Genomic DNA, 16,112 nt, shown 5'->3' with positions numbered 1-16,112 from the left:
AAATAACAACAATGGACGCAAAATGGACAGCTTTGATCATCGATGATGATCCCGCGATACGACAGTCGATCCGTCTGTGCTTGGAGGCAGAGACGGCCCGCGTTCACTGCGTGGGAACCAAACAGGGGGCTTTGGAACTGCTCGAACGGTCCGGTTTCGATCTCGTCGTCCTAGATCTATGGCTTGGGGCTGACTCAGGGCTGTCTATGATTCCTGAGATTCTCAGAAGACAGCCAAACGTAGGTATCATTGTGGTGACTGCTTATGCCACCTATGAGTCGGCAGTCGAGGCGATGAAACTGGGGGCTGTGGATTATCTGCCCAAACCCTTCACGCCCGAACAAGTGCGCGGTGCAGCGCGACGGGTGGTGACCTCGAATCTTCTCCGCAGACGAGTCAATGAACTTCAAGACCGGCTCGAGGAATCCGAAGAGGAAAGTAGCTTTGAAACTTGCTGTCCCACCTATTCCACATTTCTCCAAACGGCCCTGCGTGCAGCAGCATCCGATGCGGTCATCTTGTTGCGAGGCGAGAGTGGCACGGGCAAGAATGTTTTGGCTCGCTGGATTCGTCGTCAGAGTCGCCGACCCGAGGGATCTTTTGTTACGGTCCATTGCCCTCTGTTGTCCAGCGAACTAATGTCCAGCGTCCTTTTCGGACACAAGAAAGGTTCCTTCACCGGTGCGGTTGCAGATTCTGTCGGAAAGGTACAGGAAGCGGAGGGAGGGACGCTCTTTCTGGACGAAGTGGGGGATTTGACACCTGATGCACAAGCTCGATTGCTTCGCTTTCTAAACGATCGGACCTATGAACGCGTTGGCGAAGCCACGGAACGGAAATCCGATGTGAGGTTGATCGCGGCCACAAACCGCAGTTTGGAAGACGACGTACACAGCGGACGCTTTCGAGAAGATCTGTTTTTCAGGCTGAACGTAATCACCCTGACTGTTCCCCCCCTGCGTGAGAGACTAGAGGATGCTTTGCCCCTAGCGTATCATTTTCTGCATTTTTTTAAGCGACGACAGGGCAGGAGCAACTTGGAGTTCTCCGCCGCTAGTAAGTCTGCCATCGAATCGCATGCGTGGCGTGGTAATCTTAGAGAATTAAGTAACGCCGTAGAACGCGCTGTTATTTTATGTCCAGGTACTGTGATTGAGCCAGCCGACTTAGGTGTAACCAATAGTTTGTCATCGGGACCCAATGGAGGGGGTGCCCATGGCATCACTCTTGGAGCAAAAATCTCTCTCGAACAAATCGAGCGTGAGCACATCGCCAGAATAGTCGCAGACGCAGAGTCCTTTGAGTCGGCCGCTCGCATTTTGGGGATTGACGTAACGACACTGCAAAGAAAACGGAAAAAGTACGGGCTGACATGATCGCTCAAAACCTTCAAACACGTTTTTTACTTGCGGGCTCCTTGCTGGTGGCAGCCACCATTGGCAGCAGTCTTTGGAGCGGTCTTGCTTTTCGCAGAATGAATCTAGTCGTCAATGCCACCCTTCGTGAGAGCCAGGAAATCGTGGACTTGAGCGCTGAGCTCCACAGTTCTCTGGAACGCGAGGATGATGCGTTATTGCTATTTCTCAGCGGCGCGGATCAACGCGCACGTGAAAACTTGGAAACCGAAAGAAATCGGGGGGACGCTAGCTACGCAAGGTTACTCACTCGCCTACAGGGAAGTGACCAAGAAGAGCAACGTTTAGCTTCCGAACTTTACGAGGAGATAAAGGCCTACCGAGCAGCAGGAGACGAGCTTCTGTCGCGACAAAGCTCCCTAGATGGATTGGAGACATACCATCGCCGAATCAATCCTCTTCTGAGAAGAGCCGTTTCTGCGTGCGAACTATTGCGCGAGGCCAACTTTAGATCGATGCAGCAAGCTGGGGTTCAAGCTCGTGATGAATCAGGACATGGCATTAGACTAGTTGCAATCGTATCCGTGTTGACCGTGCTGTTAGGAATAGGGGTTGCTGTTTGGTTAGCTCGCTCAGTGCTTGGACCTGTTCGGGCGCTGACGCGGTCTGTAGATGAGGTTCGTAGAGGTAATTACGACTTGCGTGTTGACCACTTTGGTAAAAACGAATTAGGGCAACTAGCATCTGGCTTCAATCGAATGGCCGAAGCTCTCGCAGAGTATCGCAGATCTAGTCTTGGAGATTTGTTAGCTGCGAAAACAACTTTAGAAGCAACGCTCAACGCATTGCCAGACGCTGTGTTTGTTTTTGCTCCCGATGAATCGATTGTCGCAATGAACCCTCCCGCAAAGAAGATCTTGAGGGCTAAACGCGTTGAATCGTCCAAGTCTCTAAGCGAGCTACCTTTTTCGGATGATCAAAAGAGTATCGTGAGAGCAGCGTTGACCGGGACCATTGTTCCGGAACGAGGTTTTGACTTTAGTCAGACGTTGAACTTTGAATGGGACGGTCGCTTGCGTCGTTTTACTCTCACCGCCGTGGCCATACCGAACTTCCAGCATGATAAGTATGGAGCAGTGGCCGTTCTGGATGATGTTACCGAATTTGCGAAACTAGACGAAGTCCGGAGCGAATTGATTGGAGTCGCTTCGCACGAGCTGAATTCACCACTGACTTCGCTCCGCATGAGTCTGCTGATGCTTGCAGAGGAAATTCCTCAGCTGTCGCCGAGGCTTCAGCAGCTTCTCGATGCCTCCGTCGCCGGGTGCCAGGAATTAGGTCTGACGATCGAAGAGTTATTGGATGTGACACGCGTCGAGGCCGGGCAATTGCGACTAAATCTTGCACTGATTGATCTACGCGTACTGATTGACAGTGCGGTCAGCAGTCTGCGAACACGTTTGGACGACGCGAGTATCCGCCTTCAAAGGGAGGAGGAACCGGGGCTGCCCAATCCTTTGAATATATGGGGTGATCAAGTTCGCTTGTCACGAGTCTTGGCTAATGTCTTAGAGAATGCGATCAAGTATTCACCAGAAAGTGGCGTCGTTACCATCGAGATCAAAGCTGCCCCAATACAAAAGAGCTATTCCTCGCTTATTGCAAATACTAGCACCGAACCTCGACGCGGCATCGAGGTTATTATCTCCGATCAAGGACCAGGGGTTCCAGCTGAGTACGAAAAGCGTATCTTCGAGAAGTTTTTCCGCGTCGAGAATCAACAGGAATCGCAGGACAGGAAGATTCGAGGCACAGGAATCGGTCTCTATCTTTGTCGCGAAATCATGCTCGCACACGGGGGCGAAATCTATTGCGACCAGCCAGAGAGCGGCCGAGGGGCCAGGTTTGCGATCAGACTCGCAGTCCCATGACTTTCAGGCCAGAGTTGGGGATCCCGCTATTCGGTGTGCTTACTTGATCCTTAGGAATCAGCCTCCGGCCTGCCCTTTCTAAATTATCATCAGTTGAACGTAGGAGTCGGATGTATTTTAAATTTGACGAAAGTGGCGAATTGACGTACAATTGTGTCTGCGATTGTGTGTGTAGGAGGGGGGCGAGCGGCAGATTATAAGGTACCACCTTAATAGGCAATTTTGGCGAGTTGCCTCAGGATTTTATTTGCCAATCGCCATACTCCCCCAACTATGTAGGATTCACAATTATGTCGACCAGTAACCTCGATGCTCGAATCAATTTTCGTCTGAGCAGTGATCTAAAGAAGACTATTGAAGATGCAGCCGCTCAGTTGGGGCAATCGGTAAGTGATTTTGCAACCTCGACTCTTATTCAGGCAGCTCGGCAGGTTTTGAATGAGCAGCAGATGACCCGGCTCAGCGAGAGGGATCGAGAGATCTTTGCAGCCATGCTAAAAGACGAGTCGAGCAGGCCGAACGAAGCTCTTTTAAGGGCCGCCAAGCGTTATAAGAAGCAGGTTGGTGAATGACCAGCTGGTTTATTCATCGGCTCAACAAAGCCCACGACCGATCGAGCTTCTGCTGTGGAAACTCGGTACTTGATGGTTGGCTCAAGGAGCGAGCTGGTCAGTATGACCGTCGTGATTTATCAAGAACGTTCGTAGCTACTCTTGCAAATGAGAATCGCGTGCTCGGGTACTACGCACTGTCAACGCACCGGGTGCTTTTTGATGCTCTGCCCCATCCAGAGTCTACGGGGATGCCGCAGTTAGATATCCCGGTAATTTTGCTCGGTCGGCTAGCAGTTGATCAAAGTTACCAAGGCAAAGGACTGGGAGCATTTCTGTTAATCGATGCTCTGCGAAGGTCGTCACAGATATCTGAGAAGGTGGGGATACTCGCAATTGAGGTTGAAGCGATCGATGATAATGTAAGCACATTTTACTTGAAATTCGGATTTCGCTCACTGCTTGACGACGACAAGCACCTTTTCTTACCGATGCACGAGGTGCGAAAGCTGAAAATAGACTCTTAGTAGGTCAACCGGCGTTTGCGCAGACTCTACTTCCATCTAAGTCGTTCCAATTCCTTTCGCGTAATTCCCGATTCTGTTACCAAGCCTCAACCAGCATGATACCTTCGAGAATTCTCAGTTCTCTGAGACAGAATCGTCATCCGCAGGCTCGATGTGGATCAAAACCCCCACGACACTTGGAATCTCTTTCATTAGCACCGATTTAACCTTGCCAGCTAGCGCGTGGGCAACGCGGATGGATGACTCTGGATCGACATGGAGGTGCATATCGACATGGTAGCCTGAACCACTTTTGCGAACGTAGACTTTCTCGACTAACCGAACACCCTCTATTCCCGTTGCAATCCGATTGATGTTGTCAGAAAGTTCTTCTGAGGTTGCATCGAGCAATTCGATCAACGCGGGACGAATCAATCCAACGGCAGTAATCAGAATAATGCCACTTGCAAGAATCGCTGCGGCTTCATCGGCCAGCACCAAAGCGTCGATTCCTGTCCATTGCGGTCCCCAAACCGCGATCGAAACACCCACAAATGCGGCTGCCGATGTAATGGCATCGGCTCGGTGATGCCATGCGTCTGCTCTTGCTGCATCAGAATCATGTCGTTTAGCGCCTCGCATCACAAGGCGAAACAAAACTTCTTTCACTGCTATCACAGCTACGAGAACGATCAAGGTCCAAGCAGCCGGTGGTTCGTGAGGAACGATTATCTCAAGAAATGCTTTAATGAGGATGAATAAAGCGGCCGCGACTAGCATCCCACCTACCGTCAGAGCAGCCACCGCTTCGGCGCGACCGTATCCATAGGGGTGACGCAAATCCGGAGGTCTCGCTGCAACTCGCAAAGCATGCCACACGAGTATCGAACCAATGGTATCCGCGACAGACTCCACTGCATCGGCAACCAATGCGCTGGATCGTCCGGCGATTCCAGCGATCAGCTTGATCATGGCCAGCACCAAGCTAGCCACTAGTCCGATCAACGTGTTCTGTTGTAATACCTCTTTTGCCATTCGTGCAGTTTATCTACGTTGCCCCATTTCCGATAGGCAACCATGAACAAGCCGAAACGTCGATCTTGATGGCATGCCAATCTTCCGCTCTTGCTTTAGAACCATAAGCCAACCCTGCCAGAACGCTCCCCGTATCGACATCTGTACGCCGAAGAATATGACCACGCTCGAGTGTCCAGGCAAAATGCCTGGATAGTCCATCGTCGACAAGGTAATTTGCCCACTCGCTTTCCCGACGAAGGAAATAGCCATTAGGTCGCGACAGATGAATGGTATTTCTCTACAAAGGCGCAATCTTATCGGAATGGTTTGCCACCTCCCCTAAGTGCCCTCCAAGCCCTTATTCACTCCCCGTGGACTTTTAAATCTGGTGACTTTACGGACGAAATCGCCACGGAATTCCGCAGTGGCACGTTTGTTGCCTTGGTCGAATTCGATGGTTTTGGTTGTCGTCATTGTTCTCGCCCCATGGCTCCTTTTAAGTGTGCGTCTCATGGTCCCTATTGGTACCACTCCCATGGACCTATTTCCCATGGCTGATTGTCACACTGCTGACGAGCTGTTTGGCAACTCACGGAATCAACGTTTCATATATCCGGCGTTTTGGTAAATGGTTGTAATTTGAGTATAACGCTAAGCAATCAATGATGATCAACAGAGAGAGTGAATATGAGCTTCGGTCTTTTTGCCTTGAATACGACAGCAGCCTTGCTGCTTGGGATGCTGATCGGTGTCGAGCGCCAGTGGCGACAACACACTGCTGGACTAAGAACCAACGCCTTGGTTGCTCTCGGTGCGGCTCTGTTCGTGGGACTATCAACATTGATTGATCAAGATGCGAGCCCTACGCGCATCGCTGCCCAGGTCGTGAGTGGATTAGGCTTCCTTGGGGGAGGTGTGATTCTACGAGAAGGATTGAACGTTCGTGGACTCAATACAGCCGCTACGATTTGGTGCAGTGGAGCGGTCGGATCGCTGGCTGGTGCGGGCTTTCCAGCTCACGCGGTTGTCGGGACGGTAGGTGTGCTTGCAGTACACCTCGGGTTACGACCCTTCACACGCTGGATCGATTCTCGCGTAAAGGCTTCCAATGATATTGAGATGGTCTATCGCTTACGGGTCGAAGCAGACGCAAATCAGGACGCTCACGTAAGGCAAATTCTTCTGCGGCACATCAATGGACAAGAGCGGATGATACTGCAAGGGCTTTCGCACGAAGACGCAGAAGGGGATCTCACCGTAGTGATTGCTGACATTTTTTCGCTCGAACGCAACGATCGGCTATTAGAGGAGATTGTAGCCAGGTTATGCATCGAACCCGAAGTCAAAGCTGTCAGTTGGCAGAGATCGGCAGCGTGATATGAGTCAGAGAGAGCCGTTACCAACAGACCTGACGGATGCCCAATGGGAAGCGATCGAGCGATTTATGCCACAACCAAAACCAGGTGGCAGAAGACGGGAGATCGATCTGAGAGAAGTGGTCAATGCGATTCGGTTTCAGCAAGTTTCGGGGTGCCAATGGCGGCTACTTCCGGCGACGTTCCCCAATCCATCCACGGTTCGCTACTATCACGACTTATTTAAGAATCAGGGGCTATGGGAAGAAGTTGAACGTGCCCTGTCGAAATCGAAACAATCGTCACACTTTAACGAATCATCGAATTCACCAACGAATAATGATTAGAACCCCTGCCACTCCACTTTTTAAACAGACCTGCATGATCGATACCGTAAGGGAAAGTCGAACGGCCGATAGCGCTGGATGGCGTTGTAACGAACGAACAGTATCTTGAGAAATCCTATGAGTAAATTCCATTATTTTTTCATGGGCCTCGCTGTAACTGCAGCAGTCGGCATCCCCGGTTGTACGCAGTCCTCGGCTGCCAGAGGTTGGATTCCAAAGAGGGTTGCGAGACATGTTTCCGAAGCCCCCAAAAATTCGCAGTTCACGGCCCCCGCCCCCAAGAATGGCAAAATCACCGAAGGGGTTTCAAGCCCGAGCGATCGAACTGCTCTTGAGGATGTCTCGGTCTTTAAACCAGCCACTTACTCACAGCCGACTGTTTCACTGGCATCCGCGAGAGACGAATACCTGGAGGTCGGCGATGAGGTATCTCTGATCACTCCGTCCTATAGTGTTGCTGTTCGAGTTGCCGAACAATTTGATGACCTTCCTCGCGATGAGATTGCAGACGACGATTCGGATTCAGAATCTAGTTCAGGAGCAACGCTAAATCAAATCATCAATCAATGCTTGATTTCCGATCCTGTCATTCGCGCAGGTTTAGAACTGATCAACCAGTCCAGCGCGGATGCCTTGACCGCTTCGCTTAAGCCAAACCCGGAATTCAATATCGACCAAACGCTTCTCCCGCTGACTCGTCCGTTCATTGCTGATGAACGTGAAGGTGGCCCTCCGCAACTCGATATAGGCCTAGAGCAACCGATCGATTGGTTTCTTTTTGGAAAACGAGCCGCCGAAATGCAAGCTGCTCGATTACAAGTTCGCGTCACTCAGTTCGAGTACGCTGACCTGGTGAGGCAACGTGTGTTGGAGGCGGCAGAGGCGTACTATGACGTACTAGAAGCAAAGGCCATCAAGCGACTGTCGATGCGGGATGTTGAGAACCTCACCCGCGTGGAAGAATTGACTGAGCGATCGGTTTCCGCAGGAGGACGACCACCAGTGGAGCTCCAGCGAGTTCGGCTGGATCGTTTGCGAGCAGAGCAAGAGCTGAGCGATGCGGATAATGATTTGGTAGCCGCGATCGCGAACCTCCGTTCGTTGCTTGGTAGTACTACAGCAGATCCCGATTTCGACATAGCAGGAACCTTGGATGATATCGACACATTGGATCCTTTGCCTGTCGAAGAGGCAATGGAGATTGCGTTGACGCAGAGACCTGACATCAACGCGCTGCGTTCCGCTATTCAACAAGCCAGAGCCGAGACCTGGGTGGAATACCGAAATGCGTTCCCCGAGATGGCTGCAAGAATAGGCTATACGCGTCAGTTCCAAGAAAAGGCGATTGGATTTCCGGACGCTAATTCTTTCGGTTTCGGCCTCGGTATGTCGCTACCTGTTCATAATCGCAACCAGGGAAATCGAGTCCGAGCGGCATCGGTTTTAACGCAAAGCAGCTACGAATTACAGGCGGGCGAAGCTGCGCTACGAGCCGAGATCGTACAGGCAACCTCGGACTTACGTACCGCTCTAAGAAACTCTCGACTAGTTGCTGAAGAGCAACTCAAGCTGGCGATCGAAGTCCGAGATAGCTTGAACAAAGCCTACGATGCTGGAGGACGCCCACTCATCGATGTCTTGGATGCACAACGGAACTATCGTGAAACTTACCGACTATACATTGAGAGTCGTGCTAACCTAGGACGGGCCATCATTCGCTACTATGCCACGCTGGGAGAACAAGTATCACCATGACGAGCGACCCTATAGAATCCCAGAACGAACCAGTAGTCGCAGAAAAAACAGCTTCGATGCCACCAATGAGCAACGAACAAAACAGTGGAACGACCCAAGCAACCGTTTGGGAGCGTTGGTCCTTTACCACTCAATTTGTTGCCGCCCTGGGTGTCGGTGGACTAGTGCTGTTTTACTTGATTAAAACTCCGGAATCCCCCTCGCGAAATTCACTTGAAGCACCTGCCATCAACAGGGCCGTTGAACCTTTGGAAGCAGGAATGATACGCATTGATCCAGCGAGTGCTTTAGCAACGAAGCTGGCAACGACGCGTGTAGCAAAACAGACGACAACGACTCCCTTACTGAGAGTCACGGGATCGATCGTCGCGAGCTTGCGTCCTGTCGGAGAGGATCGCTCTGTTCAATGGCAATTCAACAACCCCGAAGTGCTGAGCATGTTCTTCGATTGGGGAGCGAACGAGCTTGATGTCGAATTCTTTCAACAGCAACTCGGATTGATCGAAGAATTGTCGAAAACGCAAATTGACGCTCAGCGTCGTGTTGTGGAACGGGCAGAGCGTCTCGTTGCCGCGGGCACTGATTCCCGGGCAGACTACGAACTAGCAAGAGCAGAACTGCTCGAACGAGAGATAACTGCTCGGCAGGCGATTCGCGCCGCGCAAATTGAGCTTCGTAAAGCCGAGCGTAACGCGGCCGTGTTCATTCGCCAGTTAGAGCTCAACGGGCTTGACCCTCGGATGCTGACCGAGGAGGTTTCCGCCGAGGTCGACTTAGTGATTGCCGATGTTCCCGAAGAATTCAAATCTCGCGTTCGAATCGGACAGTCCTGCGAAGCGCGATTTATAGGCATGAGAGATCGGATATTTTCTGGGAAAGTTCGCAGCATCAGCGGTGTGTTGTCCCCAGAACGACGTTCCCTTCGCGTATTGTTCTTCGTAGATGACCCTAACGATCTTTTGCGGCCTGGTATGTTCGCGGAGATTGGATTGGGAACCGACCCTCGAGACGCATTGTTGATACCCGCCGAGAGTTTGATTCACCTTGGAGCGGATGATTATGTGCTAGTTCAGTCGCCTGATTCCAGCGAGGCTTGGCAGGTGACTCTCGTCGAGATCGGTGACAATCGAAATGGCCAAGTCGAAATACTCTCCGGTCTCGCGCCTGGTGCTGTCATCATTTCCAAGGGTGCTATGCTCCTGCAACCCGCAGCGACGGTTGCCATGCGAAATCTGCAAAATGCGGCAACTCAAAACGGGGAGCCTCAACGATGATAGCGAGTCTAGTTGAAGCATCCCTCCGTTTGCGTTGGGTCGTATTGTTATTGGTGGGTGGCCTAGCAGCTGTTGGCGTGTGGGTCAACCAGCGTCAACTAGTCGACGCCTATCCCGATATTTCAGAGCAGATGGTTCAGGTGATATCTGTTTTTCCTGGACGCGCACCGGAAGAAGTCGAACGTCTTGTTACGATTCCGATTGAGAATGCAATGTTGGGAGTCCCGAATGTCGCCGTCGTTCGGTCTCGGACAATATTCGGACTCTCCGTAGTTCAAATGGGATTCAAGGACGGTACGGAATCGTATTGGGCCAGACAACGGGTTCAAGAACGTCTAGCTGCACTGGAGTTGCCAGAAGGAGTCGAAGCGGAGTTAGGTCCCTTGGCCACCGCTTATGGCGAAGTCTTTCGATACGAATTAGCAACCGACGGTCGCTACGATACACTCGAATTGCGGACAATCAATGACTGGGTCGTTATACGTCGATTGATGCAAGTTCCCGGCGTTGCCGAAGTATCCAATTTTGGTGGCAAGGAAAAAGTGTTCGCGATCACGTTCGATCCGTTCCAATTGCGACGCTACAACCTTACGCTCAAAGAGATTCAGGATGCGATTGAAGGAAACAACTCCGCTGGTGGTGGCAGTGTTGTTCGCCAAGGAGATATGTCCTTGGTCGTTCGCGGACGAGGGCAGATTGAAACGCTCGAGGATATTCAGCGTATCTTCGTTCGGACGGTAAATGGTACCCCGATCTACCTGAAAGACTTTGCTCAAGTACAAGTCAGCTACAGCAATCCAGCAGGGATTTTTAGCAAGGACCAAATCGACGATGGTGTGGCAGGCATCGTATTGATGCGAAAAGGGGAGAACCCCTCGGTTGTTTTAGCTGGAGTCCAAGAAGCCGTAGCGGAACTCAATGCGACAGGATTACCCGACGGTGTTCAGATACGATCGTACTACGATCGCTCCACTTTGATCGAAACGACTTTGCACACAGTGATACATAGCGTTTCGCTGGGGATTACGCTGGTGGTTTTGGTTTTGATTTTCTTCTTGGGTAGACCGTCGCTCGCTCTTTTAGTAGCCCTGACGATTCCGTTCTCCCTGCTGTTCGCGCTCGTCCTGATGTACTTTGTCGACATCCCGATAGGGTTGCTATCCATTGGTGCCATCGACTTTGGCATTTTGGTTGACGGTGCAGTGATCATGACCGACACGCTCGCCCGTCGACTGGGGCGTGCTCGAGAACGAGGCGAGACTTCGGTGTACGAAATCGTTCGACAAGGGGCATTGGATATGCAGCGTCCCGTGTTCGTTTCGATGGGGCTTGTCATGATAGCATTTCTGCCCCTATTGTCCTTGACGCGAATTGAAGGGTTATTGTTTCGCCCGATGGCGATCACGATTCTATTCGCGTTGGCAGGTGCCCTCATTTACTCTCTTTTTGTATTACCGGCTCTAGCGACCTTCTTTTTTCGGAAACCACCTACCGACTGGATCAGTCCAGTATTGCGATGGGGATTACCGGTTTATCGTGCTATATTGACGACCTTACTCAAGCTACGAGTCTTCGTGTTTGCAGGTGCTTTGGGGGTGCTCGCATTGGTCTCCGGGGTAGTGTTCAGCAGGTTGGGAGTCGAGTTTCTACCTTATCTCGACGAGGGTGTCGTATGGGTCCGTTGTAATTTTCCCGACGGCACGGCTCTGCAACAAACCAGCATTTACGGTGGGCGATTACGTGAAATAGCCCTGGAGTTCGAGGACGTGAAATTCGCTGTGGTTCAGGCTGGTCGAAACGACGACGGAACCGACCCATTCCCGCCGAGCCGCATTGAAATGATGATCGGTCCCAAACCGAGAGACTCGTGGCAGCAATTCCAATCAAAACAGGAATTGGTCGCCGCGATTGGTAATCGCTTTCGTGACGAGTTTCCTACGACGCGGTTCAACTTCACTCAGCCTATCATTGACAGCGTTACCGAGGACGCTAACGGAACCTCTGCAAATCTGGCGGTGGAATTGTCCGGTGAAGACCAGGGGGTATTGCTGGAACTGGCCAATCAGACCGTGGATCTACTCCGTTCCATTCGCGGATCTCGGGATGTGAATATCGAACAGGAAGGGCCGCAACCGCAGTTGTTGATCGAGCCAGATCGCGTACTATGCGCTCGATTCAATATACGCATCCAAGATGTCATGGAACTCGTTAATACCGCGATTGGCAGTCAGCCCGTAGGTCAATTGTTCGAGGGTGAGCGTGTCTTCAACATCGTGGCTCGATTAGATGAGGAATCACGTCGATCGCCGACTGCCATAGGGGAATTGTTCGTCTACAACGAGGAGGGGACTCCGGTTCCCCTGTCGCAGGTGGCCCGCATTCAAGTCCAAGACGGACAAACGATCATCGCTCGACAAAACGGTCGTCGCCGTATCACCGTGCGTTGCGATATCGAAGGGCGAGACCAAGGGGGATTTGTTGCGGAGGCGCAGCAAAAGTTTGGAGAAGCGATTTCCATGCCGGCAGGATATAACGTGATGTGGTTGGGAATGTTCGAGAATCTTGATCGTGCTTACCGACACTTTATGATTCTCATTCCCGTTACGATCGGTCTGATATTTGCGACCTTGTTGGTGGTCTTTGGGTCCTTGCGAGCTGCTCTCGTAATGATGACACCAGTCCCGTTTGCTGTAGCCAGCGGCGCTTTGGCTCTTTTGCTTCGAGACATGTATCTAAACGTATCGACCGGAGTCGGATTTGCGACCTTGTTCGGAATCGCCATGATGGATGCGGTTTTGATGTACAAAGCTGTCACCGGCTATCGATTGCAAGGCATGGGCATCGACGAGGCAATTGTGGCTGGCAGGTGCGATATCTTGCGGCGTGGATTGATGACCTCGCTGGTCGCCATTCTCGGGCTATTACCAGCCTCCTTGGCCACAGGACTTGGCTCTGATGTTCAGCGCCCTTTAGCAAACGTGATCGTGTGGGGCTTAACTGGTTCTACGCTATTTTCGCTGTTCATCAGCCCGCTGGCTTATCGCATTATTGCCCCCCCAGCTAAGCCGATTTAGTGTTTTTGCTGGAAAACGTGCATCTTTAACAACCTTGGCTGATTTGACGCACGTTGGACAAATGTACAGAGGACCGGATCGAGGGCATTCACTTTGGCGCGATTTGTGTGATAATTGGTCGTTGGGGGTGGTCGGAATTTCGACCGCTCTCGCAGGCTGCAAATCAGAAAAATCGCTATGGAAAACCCTGTCAGTATTTTTAACGACGTCATTGGGCCGGTGATGAGAGGCCCCTCGAGTTCCCATTGCGCTGCGGCCTTAAGAATTGGGCGTTTGGCCCGAAATTTGATGGGAGACGCTATTCAAGACGTTCTCGTTGAATTTGATCGCGGTGGCTCACTTCCCACGACGCATGAAAGCCAAGGCTCCGACATGGGGCTGTTCGGAGGTTTGCTGGGATGGGCTGCTGATGATGAACGTTTGCCCGCATCCTACGAATACTTGAAAGAAGCAGGTATAGAACTGCGATTCGAAACGATCGACATTGACGATCCCCACCCGAATACTTATCGCTTACAACTCGGCAACCAAAAAGAAACTCACTCTCTCATAGCGATTTCCACCGGTGGTGGAATGATCGAAGTCATCGAGATCGATGGCTTCCGGCTATCCATGCTCGGTGATTATTGCGAAACACTGATTTGCTTCCATCTCAACTCAAACGTCAACGAGGCGGATGTTAAAGCGTGGGTTCTTAGCCACCTCGAGTGCGATGAAGTCGTAATGCATTCCCATGCAGATCAACATCTCCTTCAGATTAAAGCAGGTAGGCTGTTCGAGCTGGAGTCCTTGTCATCTTTGTCAAAATGGATCTCGATCCAATGGATTAAGCAACTGGATTCCGTTCTGCCAGTGAAATCCTATCGAGGGCTAAAGGTACCGTTCCGCACTGGTAACGAACTTTTTCAATACGTCGCAGCGACCGCGGAATCAGAGACGGAACTGTCACTCTGGGAGTTAGCTGTTCGTTATGAGTGTGATCGGGGCAATCTGTCCCCGCAGCAGGTTATCGATCAAATGGTTGATATTGTTCGCATCCTGAGACGGTCAATCTCTCAAGGAATTGCAGGTACATCCTACAATGACCGCGTATTGGGGCATCAATCAGGTCGCTTCCAAGAAGAATGGCAACAGGGGCGGTTGCTCGGCGGAAGCATGTTGAACAGAATCATCCTGTATGTTACCTCTCTGATGGAAGTCAAGAGTTCGATGGGGGTTATCGTTGCAGCACCTACCGCCGGTGCTTGTGCTGCCCTTCCAGGAGCTGTGATCGCCGTTGCGGAAGAGCTACAACTATCAGAGGAAGACATGGCACGTGCTATGCTCGCCGCCGGGCTGATTGGTGTCTTTATTGCTGGCCAATGGACCTTTGCCGCAGAGGTGGGAGGCTGCCAAGCTGAAGGAGGCGCGGCCGCTTGCATGGCAGGAGCTGCACTGGTAACCCTCACGGGTGGGAACCTTAAGCAATGCCTAGCGGCATCATCGTTAGCATTTCAGTCGATGCTTGGCCTCATTTGTGATCCGATCGCCAATCGGGTCGAAGCCCCCTGTTTGGGGAAGAATGTTATGGCCGCTAGCAATGCTCTATGCTGTGCGAATATGGCTCTCGCCAACTTTGATTCGCTTATCCCCCTCGATGAAGTCATTTGGGCTGCAAAAGATGTTGCTTCGAAGATGCCTCGCGAGCATCGCTGTACCTCCTTGGGAGGGTTGGCGATCACTCCTACTTCCCTCAAAATAGAGAATGAGCTAGCTCTTCGAAAGTCGGCGTGCGGCTCGGGTTGCGGCTGTGCGATTTCTGCGGTCAAGCCTCTTAGTAAGGCAGAAAAAGCACAACAGCAATCGACGAAATCAGCGGAATCCACTGAGAAAATCGACACTTAGGTTTTTTCAACGCATCATTGCGGTCTAATTAGTACACCCAAATGATCGACTAGCCGTATTATTGAACATTGGCATTTCGTGTTCTCTGGCTAGGAGTTTGATCATGCAGATGTGCATCCACACCCATGGTATCGACTTGACCGATGCGATCAAGCGACAAACCTATCAAAAGCTTGAGCTAGCTCTGGATCGGCTTGAGAACCAGATCAGCGATATAAGTGTAACCATCTACGATACCAATGGCCCGTTCTTAGGAGGTGTCGACAAAGCATGTCGCATCGAAGTCCGTATCCGTGATCAGGATCCGATCATCATCGAAGACATCGACGAGAAAGTGGACGTCGTCATTGATCGGATCACTGACCGATTGGGCGTCGTTGCTTGCCAGAGGATTGATATATGCCGCCGACGCAAGGTGCTTCGGCGAAGTTGGTTTCAAAACGAGTCGGTGGAAAACTAATTACATTCACTTTCCGAAGGGTTGAGGTACTTAAATGATTCAAGATGTACAGAAACTAAGTAGAGGTGAAACTTTAGCAGAAGCATTTTTCTTCCGCATGGATCAAGAGTTGATCGATCTGCTTGGGAAAAAACTAAATCGCGAGGAATCGATCCAAGCCATCCAGGAACTAACAGGTATTGTTCACCGTGAGGTTATCGAGAGTTTAGTCGACGCAGGCTGGGATTCCTCGGCGGCTGCTGCTTTCATATGGGCTCCAATTGTCTTTGTTGCTTGGGCAGATGGGCATGCGGATGAGGCCGAGAAGAAAGCGATTATCGAACTGCTTGAGAAAAAAGGTTTCCCTACTGAATCAGCAAAATTGCTTATGGATCACCCTTGGTTCCAAACTCCCCCCTCTGACCATTTGTGGAATCTATGGAAAGAGTTTGCAACAAACTTTTTGAATCAGATGAAACCAGCCGATCGCCAAACACTCGTCAGGGAGTTAATCGAGTTATGTCAGACGGTTGCCCAGGCTTCCGGTGGTTTTATGGGACTCGGAAGCGTTTCGCAATCGGAATCGGCCGCGATCGCCAAGGTTGAGCATCATCTCGTCTGAGG

The 16,112-nt window shown here is 51.3% G+C and carries 13 protein-coding genes; 12 read left to right on the top strand and 1 reads right to left on the bottom strand.

Annotated elements, in window-relative coordinates:
- Positions 1 to 11: 11 nt before the first annotated feature.
- The 4 genes from SH449x_RS04605 (at position 12) to SH449x_RS04590 (ending at position 4,364) form a co-directional block, all read left to right on the top strand.
- Positions 12 to 1,376, top strand: a complete 1,365-nt coding sequence (locus SH449x_RS04605) for a sigma-54-dependent transcriptional regulator (RefSeq protein WP_482380147.1) — start codon at positions 12 to 14, stop codon at positions 1,374 to 1,376.
- The gene (locus tag SH449x_RS04600; RefSeq protein WP_482380146.1) at positions 1,373 to 3,286 is read left to right on the top strand and encodes a sensor histidine kinase; all 1,914 of its coding nucleotides are present in this window, start codon (positions 1,373 to 1,375) and stop codon (positions 3,284 to 3,286) included. Before SH449x_RS04605 ends, SH449x_RS04600 begins: the two co-directional genes overlap by 4 nt.
- A 290-nt stretch (positions 3,287 to 3,576) precedes the next feature.
- Positions 3,577 to 3,858, top strand: a complete 282-nt coding sequence (locus SH449x_RS04595) for a type II toxin-antitoxin system TacA family antitoxin (RefSeq protein ID WP_482380145.1) — start codon at positions 3,577 to 3,579, stop codon at positions 3,856 to 3,858.
- Complete coding sequence (locus SH449x_RS04590) at positions 3,855 to 4,364, top strand: GNAT family N-acetyltransferase (RefSeq protein WP_482380144.1); 510 nt, start codon at positions 3,855 to 3,857, stop codon at positions 4,362 to 4,364. The genes SH449x_RS04595 and SH449x_RS04590 overlap by 4 nt, the downstream gene beginning before the upstream one ends.
- A 114-nt stretch (positions 4,365 to 4,478) precedes the next feature.
- On the opposite strand, the gene SH449x_RS04585 is transcribed toward SH449x_RS04590, so the two are convergent.
- Complete coding sequence (locus SH449x_RS04585; protein ID WP_482380143.1) at positions 4,479 to 5,378, bottom strand: cation diffusion facilitator family transporter; 900 nt, start codon at positions 5,376 to 5,378, stop codon at positions 4,479 to 4,481.
- A gap of 669 nt (positions 5,379 to 6,047) precedes the next feature.
- Here SH449x_RS04585 and SH449x_RS04580 point away from each other — a divergent pair.
- The 8 genes from SH449x_RS04580 (at position 6,048) to SH449x_RS04545 (ending at position 16,110) form a co-directional block, all read left to right on the top strand.
- Positions 6,048 to 6,737: an MgtC/SapB family protein gene (locus tag SH449x_RS04580; RefSeq protein ID WP_482380142.1), complete on the top strand. Its 690-nt coding sequence runs from the start codon at positions 6,048 to 6,050 to the stop codon at positions 6,735 to 6,737.
- A 1-nt stretch (position 6,738) separates the two neighbouring features.
- Positions 6,739 to 7,062, top strand: a complete 324-nt coding sequence (locus tag SH449x_RS04575; protein WP_482380141.1) for a transposase — start codon at positions 6,739 to 6,741, stop codon at positions 7,060 to 7,062.
- Positions 7,063 to 7,179: 117 nt separating this feature from the next.
- Positions 7,180 to 8,817 (top strand): TolC family protein, encoded by a 1,638-nt coding sequence (locus SH449x_RS04570; protein ID WP_482380140.1) that lies wholly within the window; start codon positions 7,180 to 7,182, stop codon positions 8,815 to 8,817.
- Positions 8,814 to 10,091, top strand: a complete 1,278-nt coding sequence (locus SH449x_RS04565) for an efflux RND transporter periplasmic adaptor subunit (RefSeq protein ID WP_482380139.1) — start codon at positions 8,814 to 8,816, stop codon at positions 10,089 to 10,091. Before SH449x_RS04570 ends, SH449x_RS04565 begins: the two co-directional genes overlap by 4 nt.
- A complete protein-coding gene (locus SH449x_RS04560) occupies positions 10,088 to 13,165 on the top strand; it encodes an efflux RND transporter permease subunit (RefSeq protein WP_482380138.1) in 3,078 nt (1,025 codons plus the stop codon). The genes SH449x_RS04565 and SH449x_RS04560 overlap by 4 nt, the downstream gene beginning before the upstream one ends.
- Before the next feature lie 177 nt (positions 13,166 to 13,342).
- Positions 13,343 to 15,049, top strand: a complete 1,707-nt coding sequence (locus SH449x_RS04555) for an L-serine ammonia-lyase, iron-sulfur-dependent, subunit alpha (RefSeq protein ID WP_482380137.1) — start codon at positions 13,343 to 13,345, stop codon at positions 15,047 to 15,049.
- Between the two features lie 103 nt (positions 15,050 to 15,152).
- Entirely contained in the window at positions 15,153 to 15,509 is a 357-nt protein-coding gene (locus SH449x_RS04550; RefSeq protein ID WP_482380136.1) for a hypothetical protein, read from the top strand.
- 34 nt (positions 15,510 to 15,543) lie between these two features.
- Positions 15,544 to 16,110 carry a hypothetical protein gene (locus SH449x_RS04545; RefSeq protein WP_482380135.1) on the top strand — a complete coding sequence of 189 codons (567 nt, stop codon included), beginning with the start codon at positions 15,544 to 15,546 and terminating at the stop codon, positions 16,108 to 16,110.
- Positions 16,111 to 16,112 lie beyond the last annotated feature (2 nt).

It is taken from the genome of Brakhagea baltica (assembly GCF_052161605.1).
Taxonomy (GTDB): domain Bacteria; phylum Planctomycetota; class Planctomycetia; order Pirellulales; family Pirellulaceae; genus JBKCUI01.
This window is presented reverse-complemented; position numbering and strand designations above follow the sequence as displayed.

What these genes read in the sequence shown, in the direction of transcription:
- SH449x_RS04565 (WP_482380139.1), top strand. Translation starts at nt 8,814, where the DNA reads ATGACGAGCGACCCTATAGAATCCCAGAACGAACCAGTAGTCGCAGAA.
- SH449x_RS04590 (WP_482380144.1), top strand. Translation starts at nt 3,855, where the DNA reads ATGACCAGCTGGTTTATTCATCGGCTCAACAAAGCCCACGACCGATCG.
- SH449x_RS04600 (WP_482380146.1), top strand. Translation starts at nt 1,373, where the DNA reads ATGATCGCTCAAAACCTTCAAACACGTTTTTTACTTGCGGGCTCCTTG.
- SH449x_RS04575 (WP_482380141.1), top strand. Translation starts at nt 6,739, where the DNA reads ATGAGTCAGAGAGAGCCGTTACCAACAGACCTGACGGATGCCCAATGG.
- SH449x_RS04605 (WP_482380147.1), top strand. Translation starts at nt 12, where the DNA reads ATGGACGCAAAATGGACAGCTTTGATCATCGATGATGATCCCGCGATA.
- SH449x_RS04585 (WP_482380143.1), bottom strand. Translation starts at nt 5,378, where the DNA reads ATGGCAAAAGAGGTATTACAACAGAACACGTTGATCGGACTAGTGGCT.
- SH449x_RS04580 (WP_482380142.1), top strand. Translation starts at nt 6,048, where the DNA reads ATGAGCTTCGGTCTTTTTGCCTTGAATACGACAGCAGCCTTGCTGCTT.
- SH449x_RS04570 (WP_482380140.1), top strand. Translation starts at nt 7,180, where the DNA reads ATGAGTAAATTCCATTATTTTTTCATGGGCCTCGCTGTAACTGCAGCA.
- SH449x_RS04560 (WP_482380138.1), top strand. Translation starts at nt 10,088, where the DNA reads ATGATAGCGAGTCTAGTTGAAGCATCCCTCCGTTTGCGTTGGGTCGTA.
- SH449x_RS04595 (WP_482380145.1), top strand. Translation starts at nt 3,577, where the DNA reads ATGTCGACCAGTAACCTCGATGCTCGAATCAATTTTCGTCTGAGCAGT.
- SH449x_RS04555 (WP_482380137.1), top strand. Translation starts at nt 13,343, where the DNA reads ATGGAAAACCCTGTCAGTATTTTTAACGACGTCATTGGGCCGGTGATG.
- SH449x_RS04545 (WP_482380135.1), top strand. Translation starts at nt 15,544, where the DNA reads ATGATTCAAGATGTACAGAAACTAAGTAGAGGTGAAACTTTAGCAGAA.
- SH449x_RS04550 (WP_482380136.1), top strand. Translation starts at nt 15,153, where the DNA reads ATGCAGATGTGCATCCACACCCATGGTATCGACTTGACCGATGCGATC.